The sequence below is a fragment of the Mesorhizobium sp. LjNodule214 genome, from assembly GCF_964252735.1.
Lineage (GTDB): Bacteria > Pseudomonadota > Alphaproteobacteria > Rhizobiales > Rhizobiaceae > Mesorhizobium.
In genome coordinates this window covers 346,318-359,799 of sequence record NZ_CAXUPE020000001.1, presented here as the reverse complement: position 1 = coordinate 359,799, position 13,482 = coordinate 346,318, and the positions used below count along the sequence as shown (strand labels likewise).

The window sequence follows — 13,482 nt, the reverse complement described above, 5'->3', positions numbered from 1 at the left end:
TCGGCTCGGCCTGACCTGGACCTCGACACACCTCGGCGCAAAAGGTTGGGACCAGGCTCGAGGTCAAGCCGTCTCGAGCCAGACCGGCAGATGGTCCGAGCCGACCGCCTGGCGGTCGACCCACAGGCGCTTCAGCGCTCCGGCGAGCGAGGCTGAGGTGAAGACATAGTCGATACGTTTGTGGCGGCTCGCATCGTCGGGCCGTTTGGGGTCGACCCAGGTGACGAGATCGGGCGTGTCGAGGCGCTGGGCAGCGTCTACGGCGAGATCGGCTGTCAGCGGCATGCCGAACTCATGATCCGGGCGGCCAACCAGTTCGACATATTCGGGCGATCCGGGCAGCATGTTGAAGTCGCCCATGACGATGAAGGCTTCCGGGTAGGGCAGGTCGGGCAGGCCGATCTCGGGAATGCCTGACAGTCCGCCGCCCTCGAGCGCATAGTTCAGCAGGCGCTGGCGCAGGAAGCGGATCTGGCTCTGGCGTTCGACCGGGCTGCGATGGTCGAGATGGGTAGAATAGAAGCGGATGAAGCCGAGCGGCGTCTCGATCAGCGCCTCCAGCGCGCCGCGCTGGAAGTTCATCGCTTCCAGGCTGCGGCTGCGCGGCAACAGGAGATTGCGCGACAGATGAATGGGCGTTTTCGACAGCACCATGTTGCCGAGCTGGAACGTCGTGGTGATGGCGCGGCCGGCTTCCAGGTGCGAGCCGACATTGACCTCGAAATTGCTGCCATAGGCGGCAAAGTAGTCGGGAAGCGCGTCGCCGAGCTCAGCCACCATGTCGTGGTTGCCGTTCCTTGGGTTGTTGCGGGTAACCTCCTGCAGCGCGATCACGTCGGCGCCGCGCACGGCCTCGGCAATGCGGCCGACATCGTAGCGGCCGTCGAGCCCGATGCCGTACTGGATGTTGTAGGTCACAAGCTTCATGCCAGCATTTCCCCAGCCCGGCGTTCTGCCCCCGAAAGCCGAAATCGATCTTCGCCGGGGTCAGGCGCAAGCTCACAGTGCTACCGCGTCCCGCGCCTCAGCAAAAGCCGGCGTCGGCGCAATCCTTCGCAAAACGGCCTCGCCCTTCGCCTCGCCTTGGTTTAGAGCAATCGCGCAAGCCCACTAGCAGAAACCCGAAAATCCGATGAAATTTCTCGATCAGGCCAAGGTTTACATCCGCTCCGGCGACGGCGGCGCCGGTTCGGTGTCGTTCCGGCGCGAAAAATTCATCGAGTTTGGCGGGCCGGATGGCGGCGACGGCGGCCGCGGCGGCGATGTCTGGCTGGAGGCGGTCAACGGGCTGAACACGCTGATCGACTATCGCTACCAGCAGCATTTCAAGGCCAAGACCGGCACGCATGGCATGGGCCGCAACATGACCGGCGCCAAGGGTGCCGACGTGACGCTGAAGGTGCCGGCCGGAACCCAGGTCTTCGAGGAAGACAACGAGACGCTGATCTGCGACCTCACCGTGGTCGGCCAGCGCTTCCTGTTGGCCAAGGGCGGCAATGGCGGCTTCGGCAACCAGCATTTCAAGACCTCGACCAACCAGGCGCCGCGCCGCGCCAATCCCGGCCTGCCGGGCGAGGAGATGAACATCTGGCTCAGGCTGAAGCTGATCGCTGACGCCGGCCTGGTCGGGCTGCCCAATGCCGGCAAGTCGACATTTCTCGCGGCGGTCACGGCCGCCAAGCCGAAGATCGCCGACTATCCCTTCACCACGCTGCATCCCGGCCTCGGCGTCGCCCGCATTGACGGCCGCGAATTCGTCATCGCCGACATTCCCGGCCTGATCGAAGGCGCGCATGAAGGCGTCGGTATCGGCGATCGCTTTTTGGGCCATGTCGAGCGCACGCGGGTGCTGCTGCATCTGGTCTCGGCGCAGGAGGAAAATCCCGGCAAGGCCTACAAGACCGTGCGCGCCGAACTCGACGCCTATGGCAATGGCTTGATCGAGAAGGTCGAGATCGTGGCGCTGTCGCAGGTCGACATCCTCGATGCCGATGAGCGCAAGAAGAAGGCGGCTTCACTGAAACGCGCCGCCGGCCGCGCGCCGATGCTTTTGTCGGCCGTCACTGGCGAGGGCGTCGAAGCGGTGCAACGAGCGCTGATGGCCGTTGTGGCCGAGGCGCGCGACAAGGTCGCCGCGCCGGTCGACACGCGCTGGCAATGACCATGCAGTCGCTGAAGAAATATCGGCGCATCACCGTCAAGATCGGGTCGGCGCTGCTCGTCGACCGCGCCAGCGGCCTGAAGCGCGACTGGCTGGATTCGCTGGCCGACGACATCGCGGTGCTGGCCAATGGCGGTGCCGAGGTGATGGTCGTGTCGTCCGGCGCCATCGCGCTTGGCCGCACCATTCTCGGCCTCGGAAAAAGGGCGCTGAAGCTCGAAGAGAGCCAGGCAGCGGCCGCCGTCGGCCAGATTGCGCTGGCCGGCGCCTGGTCTGACGCGCTCGGCAAGGGCGGCCTGAAATCGGGCCAGATCCTGCTGACGCTGGGCGACACCGAAGAGCGCCGCCGCTACCTCAACGCGCGGGCGACGATCTCGACGCTTCTGAAGATGAAGGCGGTGCCGGTCATCAACGAGAACGACACGGTGGCGACCTCCGAGATCCGCTATGGCGACAACGACCGGCTGGCCGCGCGCGTCGCCACCATGATGGGCGCCGATCTTTTGGTCTTGCTCTCCGACATTGACGGGCTCTACACCGCGCCGCCGGCGCGCGACCCGCAAGCAAAATTCATTCCGGTGGTCGATCGCATCACGCCCGATATCGAAGCCATGGCGGGAGCCGCTGCATCCGAGCTGTCGCGCGGCGGCATGCGGACAAAACTCGACGCCGGCAAGATCGCCACCGCCGCCGGCACCGCCATGGTCATCACTGCCGGTACGCGGCTGTCGCCGCTGATGGCTATCGAACGCGGCGAGCGGGCCACCTTCTTCCGACCGAGCGCCAATCCGGTCAAGGGTTACAAAACCTGGATCGCCGGCCAGCTCGAACCAGCGGGACGGCTGACCGTCGATGCCGGCGCCATCGGTGCGCTCTTGTCGGGCAAGTCGCTGCTGCCGGCCGGCGTCAAGCTGGTCAGCGGCAATTTCTCGCGCGGCGACACGGTGGCGATCCTGTCGCCGGAGGGCCGCGAGATCGCGCGCGGGCTGGTTGCCTATGATGCCGCCGATGCCGTAAGGATCGCAGGCCTGAAGACGACCGAGATCGAAACCGTGCTCGGCTACGAGGCGCGTTCGGCGATGATCCACCGCGACGACCTTGTGGTGAGCCATTCTAGCGACCAAGTATTGGCCGGTGACCAAGTATCCAGCGGAGGATGAGCCATGCTGAAGCTGCATGAAAAATCCGGGGATGACACTGTTGCGCTGATGGCCGATATCGGCCGTCGCGCCCGTGCCGCCGCCCGACCGCTGGCCATTGCCACTACCGCGTCCAAGAATGCCGCTCTCGTCGCCATGGCCGACGCGATCCTGCGCCGCGAGCAGGACATACTCGACGCCAACGCCATCGACATCTCGAACGGCCACGAGTCCGGGCTTTCCGCTTCCTTCATGGACCGGCTGAAGCTCGATCCGGCGCGCATCCGCACTATCGCCGAGGGCATCCGCGAAATCGCCGAATTGCGTGATCCGGTCGGCGATGTCATCGCGGAATGGGACCGGCCGAACGGCCTGCATATCGAACGGGTGCGGACACCGCTCGGCGTCGTCGGCGTCATCTATGAGAGCCGTCCGAATGTGACGGCCGATGCCGGCGCGCTCTGCGTCAAGGCCGGCAATCCGGTCGTGCTGCGCGGTGGTTCGGATTCGCTGAATTCGTCGGCCGCCATCCATGCCTGCCTGGTTGAAGGGCTGAAGGCGGGCAAATTGCCCGAGGATGCCATCCAGCTGGTACCGACCACCGATCGCGCCGCCGTCGGCGAGATGTTGAAGGGTCTTTCCGGCAATCTCGACGTCATCATTCCGCGCGGCGGCAAAAGCCTGGTCGGGCGGGTGCAGAGCGAGGCCCGGGTGCCGGTCTTCGCGCACCTCGAGGGCATCTGCCATCTCTACATCGACCGCTCGGCCGACCTCGACATGGCGGTCAGGATCGCGGTCAATGCCAAGATGCGGCGCACCGGCGTCTGCGGCGCCGCCGAGACGCTGCTGGTCGACCGTGCCGTCGCTTCCACCCATCTGGTGCCGATCCTCGACGCGTTGCGCGGGGCGGGCTGCGAGATCCATGCCGACGCCGAGGTTATGAAGCTGTTCTTCGACGCCAAGCCGGCGACCGAAGCCGACTGGGTGACCGAATATCTCGATGCCATCCTGGCGGTAAAACTGGTCGACGGCATCGCCGGCGCGATCGAGCATATCGAGACGTTTTCCTCGCATCACACCGAAGCAATCCTCGCCGAGGATGCGCAGGTGGTGGAACGCTTCTTCAACGAGATCGATTCGGCGATCCTCCTGCACAACGCCTCGACCCAGTTCGCCGATGGCGGCGAGTTCGGCATGGGTGCCGAGATCGGCATCGCCACCGGCAAGATGCACGCGCGCGGCCCGGTCGGCGTCGAGCAGCTGACCTCGTTCAAATACCGCGTGCGCGGGTCTGGCCAGATACGGCCTTGAGCGATATTTCCAAGTCTTGGCCAGGCGTCGGACATTCGCATCTCAAGATGCCGCATGCCGGCAGGGGCGTGGCGGTCGGCCTGTTCGGCGGCTCGTTCAACCCGCCGCATGCCGGCCATGCGCTGGTCGCCGAGATCGCACTGAGACGGCTGGCGCTCGACCAGCTGTGGTGGATGGTGACCCCCGGCAATCCCCTGAAGAGCGCGCGCGAGCTGGCGCCGCTCAACGAGCGCCTGCAACAGTCCGAACAGATCGCCAAGAACCCGAAGATCAAGGTCACCGCCTTCGAGGCCGCGCATCATGTGCGCTTCACCGCCGATACGCTAGCACTGGTCAAGGCGCGCAATCCCGGCGTCGACTTCGTCTGGATCATGGGCGCCGATAGCTTGCGCGACTTCCACCGCTGGCAGCGCTGGCGCCAGATCGTCATGACCTTCCCGATCGCCGTCATCGACCGGCCAGGTGCCACGCTCTCCTTCCTGTCGTCGGTCGTAGCCAAGACCTTCGACTATGCCCGCGTCGACGAGGGTGACGCGCCACGTCTCGCCCGCATGAAGGCACCGGCCTGGACCTTCATCCACGGTCCGCGCTCGTCGCTGTCGTCGAGCGCCATTCGCAAGGCTGCGAAAGACTGAGCCAGGCCGCCCGGCCATGTCGCATTTGCGGCTGCGTTTGTCCGTTTGGTAGGCGATCCTGACCGGACATGGCGATTTCAAAGAAAAATCAATTCGAACCCGGTCCGGAAGATGGCAACGCGCCGGCGCCGCTGATCGCCATTACCAGCGTCGTGCTGTCGATGGCACTGATCGCGGTCGGCAATGGGTTGATGTTCGCCTATATCCCGGTTCGCCTCGGCGCCGGCGGCTTCGATCCGACCTGGGCCGGGCTGATCATCACCGGGCTTTCGGCCGGCGGCCTCGCCGGCTGCATCCTGACCGGGCCGCTGGTGCGAAGGGTGGGACATGCCCGCGCCTTCATGGTGCTGTCGGCGCTGATCGCGCTTTCCAACGCGGCGATCGGTGCCGGGCCGCTTCCGCTGCTGTGGATCGCCGCCCGCGCGCTTTACGGTTTTTCCATCGTCGGCCTGTTCATCGTCGCGCAGAGCTGGCTGAACGATGCCGTCGCCAACAGCATTCGAGGTCGCGTGATGGCGGTGTTCTACGTCGCCTATGTCGCCGGGCTTGGCGTCGGCTATGCCACGCTGGCGGCGGTCGATATCCAGACCGCGGCCGCGCCGCTGATCGGCATCGCCTTCACCGCGCTGTCGATCCTGCCGGTCGGCATGACGCGGCTTGCCCAGCCGCCGCCGCCACAGGCCGCGTCGGTGGCGCTCGCCCGTGCCTGGCGGATCTCGCCGGTCGGCGTCGCCGGCATGCTGGCCGTCGGCGGCCTGTCGATGGCGATCGCGGGCTTTGCGCCGATCCATGCCACGGCCAAGGGCTACAGCCAGGCCGACGTGGCCTTGCTCCTGGCAGCAATGCCGGTCGGCACGCTGATCCTGCAAATACCGCTCGGCTGGATCTCAGACCGCACCGACCGGCGCTATGTGCTGATCGCCGCTGCCGCGCTCGCTGTGGCGGCGGGCATGCTTGCCATCGGCTTCGATGGCGGCGCGCTGGCGGCGCTGGTGGTGATCTACATCGTGTGGGACGGCGCTTCGGAATCGATCTATTCGCTGGCCAGCGCGCATGCCGCCGATCGCGCCAGCAAGAACGACATGGTGGCGTTGTCGAGTTCGCTTTTGTTTGCCTGGTCGCTGTCGGGCTTTCTCGTGCCGGGCATCGTGACCGGGCTTTCCGCCTTCTATGGGACACATGCCTTCATCTATGTGGCAATCGTCATTGCGTCGGTCTTCTGCCTGTTCGTGCTGTGGCGGGTGGTGACGACGCAGCCGGTGCCGACGACCGAAACCGGCAGCTTCGCGCCGATGAGCGCGCAGGCGCCGTTGCCGGTGGAGCTTGCCTTCGCGCCGGATCAGCAGCGCGACAGCTGAAGGGGCCTCGCTATTGCCGGGTGCTGGAGGGTTCCGGCCGCTGCGCGTCCGGCGGCGGCGCGGGAACCGAAAGCCCTTCGGCATCGAAGGCCTGCTTGATGCGCTTGGTGAGATCGATCTGGGTGGCGAAGAAATCCGCCGCCGATGTCCAATAGCGCAGGGCAACGGCGACGCCGGTGTCGCCGACGGTCGAGACGAAGGCGATCGGCGCCGGCTCTCGCCTGACACGCCGCTCGGCGGCCGCGACACCGAGCATCGTCTTTTGCGCGAAATCGATGTCGTTCCAGGAGCCGATGGTCAGCGTGATGTCGCCGCGGCGGACGCCGTTGCGGGTAAAGTTGCGGACAGGCTGGTTCCAGAGGGTCGAATTGGGCGCAAGCACGTAGACGCCGTCGACCGTCCGCAGCCTGGTGGCGAACAGGCCGACTTCCTCGACGGTTCCGGAAATGGGGCCGACCTCGACAAACTCGCCGATTCGGAACGGCCTGAGCGCCAGCAGCATGATGCCGGCGGCGATGTTCTGCAGCGTGCCTTGCAGCGCCAGGCCGATGGCGAGGCCGATGGCGCCGACGGCCGCGATGATCGACGCCGTCTGCACGCCAAACTGGCCGAGCACCATGATGACGACGAGGATCAGGATGGCGTAGCGGACGATTTTCGAGAAGAAATGGCGCAGCGTCGCGTCGAAGCCGTGGATGTGTTTCAGGCCGGCGAAGATCGAGCGCTCCGCGAGGCCGGCCACGATATAGCCGACGACGAGCAGGATGACGGCGCCGATGGCCGAGAAGGAATAGGAGACGATCAGGGTGCTGAGTTGGGCAAGGCCCGCCTGCACAGTGAGGAGTGTGTTCTGGGGGTCGATAGGCATGTTGGGAAATCCGGTTGGGAGGGCGAGCCGATAACCCGCACATGTCGCCAAAAGTTCCGATTTTTATCGGTGCGTGGAACCAGTCGAAGGGAACCGCGTTGGCGACGGCAGCGACCCCCGTCTTGAAACTGCAACGGAACTCTGCCTATGTAAGTGGTGTCACCTGATTTGGCGGGTGATTTGGTTGTTCTTGCTGCGAAAGGAAATACACTGAGAACAGCACTGCGGAAGAAGGCCGACATCGTGCCTTCGCCGGCCGGGATCAGCGTAAACGACGCCGTGTCCCGCGCCATCAAGACAGTCCTTGCCAGTCTGGAAGACTCCAAGGCCGAAAACATCGTCTCAATCGACATTCAGGGGAAATCGAGCCTCGGCGACTATATGGTCGTCGCATCGGGCCGATCGCACCGTCATGTCTCGGCTGTCGCCGATCACCTGCTCAAGGCGCTCAAGGATGCCGGTCTCGGCATGGCGCGCGTCGAGGGGCTGGCCGGTGCCGACTGGGTCCTGATCGATTCGGGCGACATCATCGTCCATGTCTTCCGTCCCGAAGTCCGCGAATTCTACAATCTCGAAAAGATGTGGCAGGCGCCGGACCTCGAGGAAGAGACGCTCCACTGAGCCGCATCTGTTTCGATGCATGCCGCTGTGCATGCATCGACGGCTCTTCGAGGCAGGGATGAAGATTACGGTTCATGCCGTGGGCCGGATGAAAGCCGGCCCCGAGAAGCTGCTCGCCGACCGTTATTTCGAGCGCTTCGCCAAGAGCGGCCCTCCGGTCGGGCTCGAGTTCTCAGGCGTTGTCGAGATTGCCGAAGGCCGCGCCCAGACCGCCAATGAGCGGCGGCGCGAAGAAGGCCAGAGACTGCAGACACAGCTGCAGCAAGGCACCGCGCTGATCCTGCTCGACGAACGCGGCAAAAGTCTTTCCTCCGAGGATTTCGCCGGCCGCATCGGGCTGCTGCGCGACGGCGGCCGCAAGGCGCTGGTCATCGCCATCGGTGGCGCCGATGGCCACGACCAGTCGCTGCGCGACCAGGCCGATCTGGTGGTGTCGTTCGGCGCGCTGACCTGGCCGCACCAACTGGTGCGGGTGATGTTGGGCGAACAGCTCTACCGGATCGCCACCATCCTTTCGGGGCATCCATATCATCGCTCATAGACCAGGCCGAATCCTGTGCATCGGCGCCCTCCGCCCGGATTTCCGCCCCAATGCGGCGGCAGATTGTGCGCCATTGGCAAACCTATCGAACATGGTTGATTGTTCGTTAACGAAGCCACGCGTAGAGTCGGGCTTCAATGTCTGAAATTGGACGAACCAGAGCGAGCATTCTGCGCGGCTGCGGTATTGCGGCGGCGACGTTCGTGCTGTCGCTCGGTGCCGCCAGGGCCGAGAACACGCTCGACCTGGCGCCCGATCCGGACAAGAGCCGCGCCGAGTACGAACAGGTCTCGAAGGAGATCACGCTGTCTTCCGAGCGGCTGGCCAGGCTCGCGGCCGACATAGCGGCGGTCAAGAAGGATCATGCCTCGATCACCGCGGCGCTGATCCAGTCGGCGATGACCGAGCAGAAGCTCGGCCAGGACATCGAGGACATCGGCGCCAAGCTGGAAGGGCTGAAGGGCGAGGAGCAGAAAGTCCGCGCCTCGCTCAACGCGCGGCGCGACGTGCTGGCCGAAGTGCTGGGCGCGCTGCAGCGCATGGGGCTCAATCCGCCGCCGGCAATCCTGGTCAAGCCGGAGGACGCGCTGTCGTCGGTGCGCAGCGCCATCCTCTTGGGCGCCGTGGTGCCGGAACTGCGCCAGCAGACCGACATATTGCTGGCCGACCTCAAGGAACAGACGCGGGTGACGGCCTCGATCGAGGCCGAACGAGCCAGGCTGACGGCTGCAGTCGGCGAGCAGACGGCGGAAAAGAAACGGCTCACCATGCTGCTCGAAGCCAAGCAGAAGCTGGAAGCTGACACGCAAACGGCGTTGGCGGCCGAAAAGCAGCGCTCCGAGGCACTGGCGGCCAAGGCCGGTAGCCTGAAGGAGCTGATCGCCTCGCTCGAGGCCGACAAGGCGCGCAAGGCGGCGGACCAGGCCAAGGCAGGCGAGCAGAAATCGGCTGACGGCGACACGGCTCCGGTTCAAGGCGTTCCCGCACAAGAAGGGGCTCCGGCGCAGACGGAACTGGCTGCGCTGCCAGTGCCGGAAGGCAATCGGCTGACCGCTTCGGCGCCGTTTTCGGCGCTGCAGGGGCAGATCGCGCTGCCGGTCATCGGCAGGATAAAACAGCGTTTCGGCACCGATGACGGTAACGGCGCGGTGATGCTTGGTGACATGGTTGCGACACAATCGGGCGCCATCGTCACCGCACCGGCGGATGGAAATGTGCTTTATGCGGGGCCTTTTCGCTCCTATGGTCAACTCTTGATCCTGAACGCAGGCGACGGCTATCATGTCGTTCTGGCGGGGATGAGCAGAATCAGCGTCGCGACTGGCCAGCCGGTGCTCGCAGGAGAGCCGGTCGGCGCGATGGGAGAGGCCCGGGTTGCGAGCACCTCGGCCTCGAAGAATGGAAATGCCACGCCGGAACTCTATGTCGAGTTCCGCAAGGATGGAAAACCCGTCGATCCAGCCCCATGGTGGGCGGACCGTTTTTCTGGAAGGACGTGAAATGATGCGGAAACTGTCGCTTCTGTTTGCCGGTGCGCTGATGGGCGCATCAGCGATGAGCCTGGTCTACGGCGCACCCGGCTCAACGGCGAACGCTGCGGGCTCCGAGACCTACAAGCAGCTGGCGATCTTCGGCGACATCTTCGAGCGCGTCCGGGCACAGTATGTGACGCCGCCGGATGACAAGTCGCTGGTCGAAAACGCCATCAACGGCATGCTGACCTCGCTTGATCCGCACTCCTCCTACATGAATGCGGAGCAGGCGCAGGACATGCGCGTGCAGACCAAGGGCGAATTCGGTGGCCTCGGCATTGAAGTCACCATGGAAAACGACCTGGTCAAGGTGATCACCCCGATCGACGACACGCCAGCCGCAAAGGCAGGCGTGCTTGCCGGCGACTACATCGCCAAGATCGACGGCGATGAGGTGCGCGGCCTGACCCTCAACGACGCGGTCGAGAAGATGCGCGGGCCGGTCAACACGCCGATCAAGCTCACCATCCTGCGCCAAGGCGCCGACAAGCCGATCGAGCTGACCGTCGTGCGCGACATCATCAAGGTCAAGGCGGTCAAGTTCCGGGTCGAGAACGACATCGGTTACATGAAGATCACGTCGTTCACCGAAAAGACCTATGACGACCTCGAGAACGCCATCGACAGCATCAAGAAGCAGGTGCCGAACGACAAGCTCAAGGGCTACGTGCTCGATCTGCGCCTCAATCCGGGCGGCCTGCTCGACCAGGCGGTGAGCGTGTCCGACGCCTTCCTCGACCGTGGCGAGATCGTCTCGACGCGCGGCCGCGATCCGAAGGACGTCACCCGCTTTGACGCCCGTCCGGGCGACGACATCAAGGGCAAGCCGCTGATCGTGCTGGTCAATGGCGGTTCGGCGAGCGCCTCGGAAATCGTCGCTGGCGCGCTGCAGGACCTGCGCCGCGCCACGGTGGTCGGCACCCAGTCCTTCGGCAAGGGCTCGGTGCAGACCATCATCCCGCTCGGCGAGAACGGCGCGCTGCGCCTGACGACGGCGCTCTATTACACGCCGTCCGGCAAGTCGATCCAGGGCAAGGGTATCACGCCCGACATCAAGGTCGAGCAGCCGCTGCCACCGGATCTGCAAGGCAGGGACCTGACGCGCGGCGAATCGGACCTCAAGGGCCATATCAAGGGTGCCGACGAGGGTTCGACCGGCTCCGGGTCGGCCGCCTATGTGCCGCCGGATCCGAAGGACGACCTGCAGCTGATCTATGCCGAAGAGCTGCTGCGTGGCCAGAAGACCGATCCGGCGTTCCCGCCGAATCCGGACAAGGCCGTGCTGAACCAGTAAGGACCGAGTGGTCAGAGCAAGGCTCTGGCAGCCCGATCAAAGCAATGCGATGCTGCCGGAGCCGCGAGGCTCCGGCAGTTTGATTCGGGGGGCGCGGTTGGCTCGCCAAGCGTCTGGGTTAACGTGCCGGCGATTGCGAATTTTGCGCAGCATGTCTCGAAAAAAGTGACTTTCACTTAAGGGTCGTGCTTCCGGGGACACAACTTGGCTGACATCGGCAAGGACATCGAACGCCCGCTCGGACAGACGATCCGGCCGCCGCGCACTGCGTCGCGCGGGTTCAGCGCCGGCGCGGTCGGGGCCACGCTCGCCGTGCTGGCCGTTGTCGGTATCTCCGGCGCGATCGCGCTGCGCGAAAAGCCGTTCCGCAAGCCGGAAGAGGTCGCGGTTTCGACGCCGAAGGTGACGGCCGCGCCGGCGCCGGCCGCAGCGCCGGTTGCCGAGGCGACACCGAAAACGGAAGCCCCGCCCAAGACTGGCGGGCCGCAGATCATCCATGTGCAGACGGAAGAAGGCGACGGTCCGCCGAAGGCAGCGATCGTCATTCGCGACCCCTCGACGGTCGGCCAGAACCTGAAGATCGCGCATATTCCCGACAGGGCGCTGATCGAGACCAGCGAAACCGGGCCGCTGCCGATGCGCGCCGCCGACGGCAGGCGTCCGTTCGACGTCTATGCGCGGCCGTGGTCGGGTTCGCGCGGTGCCCGCGTGGCGATCGTCATCGGCGGGCTCTCCGTGTCGCAGACCGGTACGCAGGCTGCCATCGCCAAGCTGCCGGCCGAGGTGACGCTGGCCTTTGCGCCGCAAGGCAACAGCATTGGCCGCTGGATGCAGGCAGCCAGACAGAGCGGGCACGAGATCGTCATGCAGGTACCGCTCGAACCGTTCGACTATCCCAACGTCAATCCCGGCCGCAACACGCTGACGGTGGCGGCGAGCCCGGACGAGAATTTGAAGAGCCTGCACTGGGCGCTGTCGCGGACGACCAACTATACTGGTGTGATGAACTATATGGGCGCCCGCTTCTCGGCCGATTCCGCGGCGATGGGGCCGTTCATGGCCGAGCTTGGCAAGCGCGGCCTCGCCTATGTCGATGACGGTTCGTCGGCGCGCAGCCTGGCACCCGATTTGGCGCTCAAGGACGGCGTGCCGTTCGTCGCCGGCGACATGTCGATCGATGCGGTGCAGGATCGCGGCGCCATCCTGAAGAAGCTGGACGAGCTCGAGGCCACAGCGCGGGCAAAGGGCTCCGCCGTCGGCATCGGCTCGGCTTTCGATCTGACGGTCGACACGGTGTCGTCCTGGGTGACGGAAGCCAAGAAGCGCGGCATCGAGATCGTGCCGATTTCAGCGGTGGCCATCGATCCGCAAAAAGGCTAGCAGCCGTTCTCAATACCGCTCGCCACTGCCTCGTCGGAGCGAACTCTCAAAACGGCTGGAAATCCGACTGATGTCAAAGAAGAAAATCGATCCCGAGACACTGCCTTATCGTCCCTGCGTTGGGTTGATGATCCTCAATGGCGCCGGGCTGGTCTGGGTCGGTCATCGCATCGCTGAGCCCGACAGCGAGTTCGCCGGCACCACGCAGCTCTGGCAGATGCCGCAGGGCGGCATCGACAAGGGCGAGGATCCGCTCGAGGCGGCTGAACGGGAGCTCTACGAGGAGACGGGCATGCGCAGCATCTCGCTGCTGGCCGAGGCGCCGCACTGGATCAATTACGACCTGCCGGCGCATCTGGTCGGCATCGCCTTCAAGGGCCGCTATCGCGGCCAGACGCAGAAATGGTTCGCCTATCGTTTTCACGGCGACGAGAGCGAGATCCAGATCAACCCGCCACCGGGCGGCCACACGGCCGAGTTCGACCAATGGGCGTGGCGGCCGATGCGGGATTTGCCCGACCTGATCGTGCCGTTCAAGCGCAAGGTCTATGAGGACGTGGTGGCGGCGTTCCGGCATCTGGTGGCGTAAGAAGCGCTGTCATCGCGATCGCGCATGGTCGCTGCGTCGGTTTCGTGGTCTTA

Annotated in this window: 13 protein-coding genes; 11 read left to right on the top strand and 2 right to left on the bottom strand. The window is 65.1% G+C overall.

Annotation, left to right across the window (positions count from 1 at the left end; genetic code table 11):
* Positions 1–63 precede the first annotated feature (63 nt).
* The gene (locus tag ACSQ3Z_RS01725) at positions 64–927 is read right to left on the bottom strand and encodes an endonuclease/exonuclease/phosphatase family protein (RefSeq protein WP_436169673.1); all 864 of its coding nucleotides are present in this window, start codon (positions 925–927) and stop codon (positions 64–66) included.
* Between the two features lie 205 nt (positions 928–1,132).
* On the opposite strand from ACSQ3Z_RS01725, the gene obgE reads away from it, so the two are divergent.
* The 5 genes from obgE to ACSQ3Z_RS01700 all read left to right on the top strand — a co-directional run bounded on the left by obgE (position 1,133) and on the right by ACSQ3Z_RS01700 (position 6,604).
* Positions 1,133–2,161, top strand: a complete 1,029-nt coding sequence (obgE, locus tag ACSQ3Z_RS01720) for a GTPase ObgE (protein ID WP_436169672.1) — start codon at positions 1,133–1,135, stop codon at positions 2,159–2,161.
* A gap of 2 nt (positions 2,162–2,163) precedes the next feature.
* Positions 2,164–3,321 carry a glutamate 5-kinase gene (gene proB, locus ACSQ3Z_RS01715; protein WP_436171813.1) on the top strand — a complete coding sequence of 386 codons (1,158 nt, stop codon included), beginning with the start codon at positions 2,164–2,166 and terminating at the stop codon, positions 3,319–3,321.
* A gap of 3 nt (positions 3,322–3,324) precedes the next feature.
* Positions 3,325–4,611, top strand: coding sequence for a glutamate-5-semialdehyde dehydrogenase (locus ACSQ3Z_RS01710; protein WP_436169671.1), 1,287 nt, complete (start codon positions 3,325–3,327; stop codon positions 4,609–4,611).
* Between the two features lie 47 nt (positions 4,612–4,658).
* Positions 4,659–5,246, top strand: a complete 588-nt coding sequence (locus tag ACSQ3Z_RS01705; RefSeq protein ID WP_436171812.1) for a nicotinate-nucleotide adenylyltransferase — start codon at positions 4,659–4,661, stop codon at positions 5,244–5,246.
* Positions 5,247–5,314: 68 nt separating this feature from the next.
* Positions 5,315–6,604, top strand: coding sequence for an MFS transporter (locus tag ACSQ3Z_RS01700; protein WP_436169670.1), 1,290 nt, complete (start codon positions 5,315–5,317; stop codon positions 6,602–6,604).
* 10 nt (positions 6,605–6,614) lie between these two features.
* Here the strand turns inward: ACSQ3Z_RS01700 and ACSQ3Z_RS01695 are convergent, their stop codons facing one another.
* Positions 6,615–7,472, bottom strand: a complete 858-nt coding sequence (locus ACSQ3Z_RS01695) for a mechanosensitive ion channel family protein (protein ID WP_436169669.1) — start codon at positions 7,470–7,472, stop codon at positions 6,615–6,617.
* 180 nt (positions 7,473–7,652) lie between these two features.
* Here ACSQ3Z_RS01695 and rsfS point away from each other — a divergent pair, with 180 nt between their 5' ends.
* From rsfS to ACSQ3Z_RS01665, 6 genes are all read left to right on the top strand, one after another.
* Positions 7,653–8,093, top strand: a complete 441-nt coding sequence (gene rsfS / locus ACSQ3Z_RS01690; protein WP_425277683.1) for a ribosome silencing factor — start codon at positions 7,653–7,655, stop codon at positions 8,091–8,093.
* 58 nt (positions 8,094–8,151) lie between these two features.
* Positions 8,152–8,634, top strand: a complete 483-nt coding sequence (gene rlmH, locus ACSQ3Z_RS01685; protein WP_436169668.1) for a 23S rRNA (pseudouridine(1915)-N(3))-methyltransferase RlmH — start codon at positions 8,152–8,154, stop codon at positions 8,632–8,634.
* A 137-nt stretch (positions 8,635–8,771) separates the two neighbouring features.
* Positions 8,772–10,133 carry a murein hydrolase activator EnvC family protein gene (locus tag ACSQ3Z_RS01680; RefSeq protein ID WP_436169667.1) on the top strand — a complete coding sequence of 454 codons (1,362 nt, stop codon included), beginning with the start codon at positions 8,772–8,774 and terminating at the stop codon, positions 10,131–10,133.
* Between the two features lies 1 nt (position 10,134).
* Complete coding sequence (locus ACSQ3Z_RS01675) at positions 10,135–11,460, top strand: S41 family peptidase (RefSeq protein WP_436169666.1); 1,326 nt, start codon at positions 10,135–10,137, stop codon at positions 11,458–11,460.
* Between the two features lie 204 nt (positions 11,461–11,664).
* Positions 11,665–12,840, top strand: coding sequence for a divergent polysaccharide deacetylase family protein (locus ACSQ3Z_RS01670; protein WP_436169665.1), 1,176 nt, complete (start codon positions 11,665–11,667; stop codon positions 12,838–12,840).
* A 70-nt stretch (positions 12,841–12,910) separates the two neighbouring features.
* Complete coding sequence (locus ACSQ3Z_RS01665) at positions 12,911–13,429, top strand: RNA pyrophosphohydrolase (protein WP_436169664.1); 519 nt, start codon at positions 12,911–12,913, stop codon at positions 13,427–13,429.
* Positions 13,430–13,482: the final 53 nt, after the last annotated feature.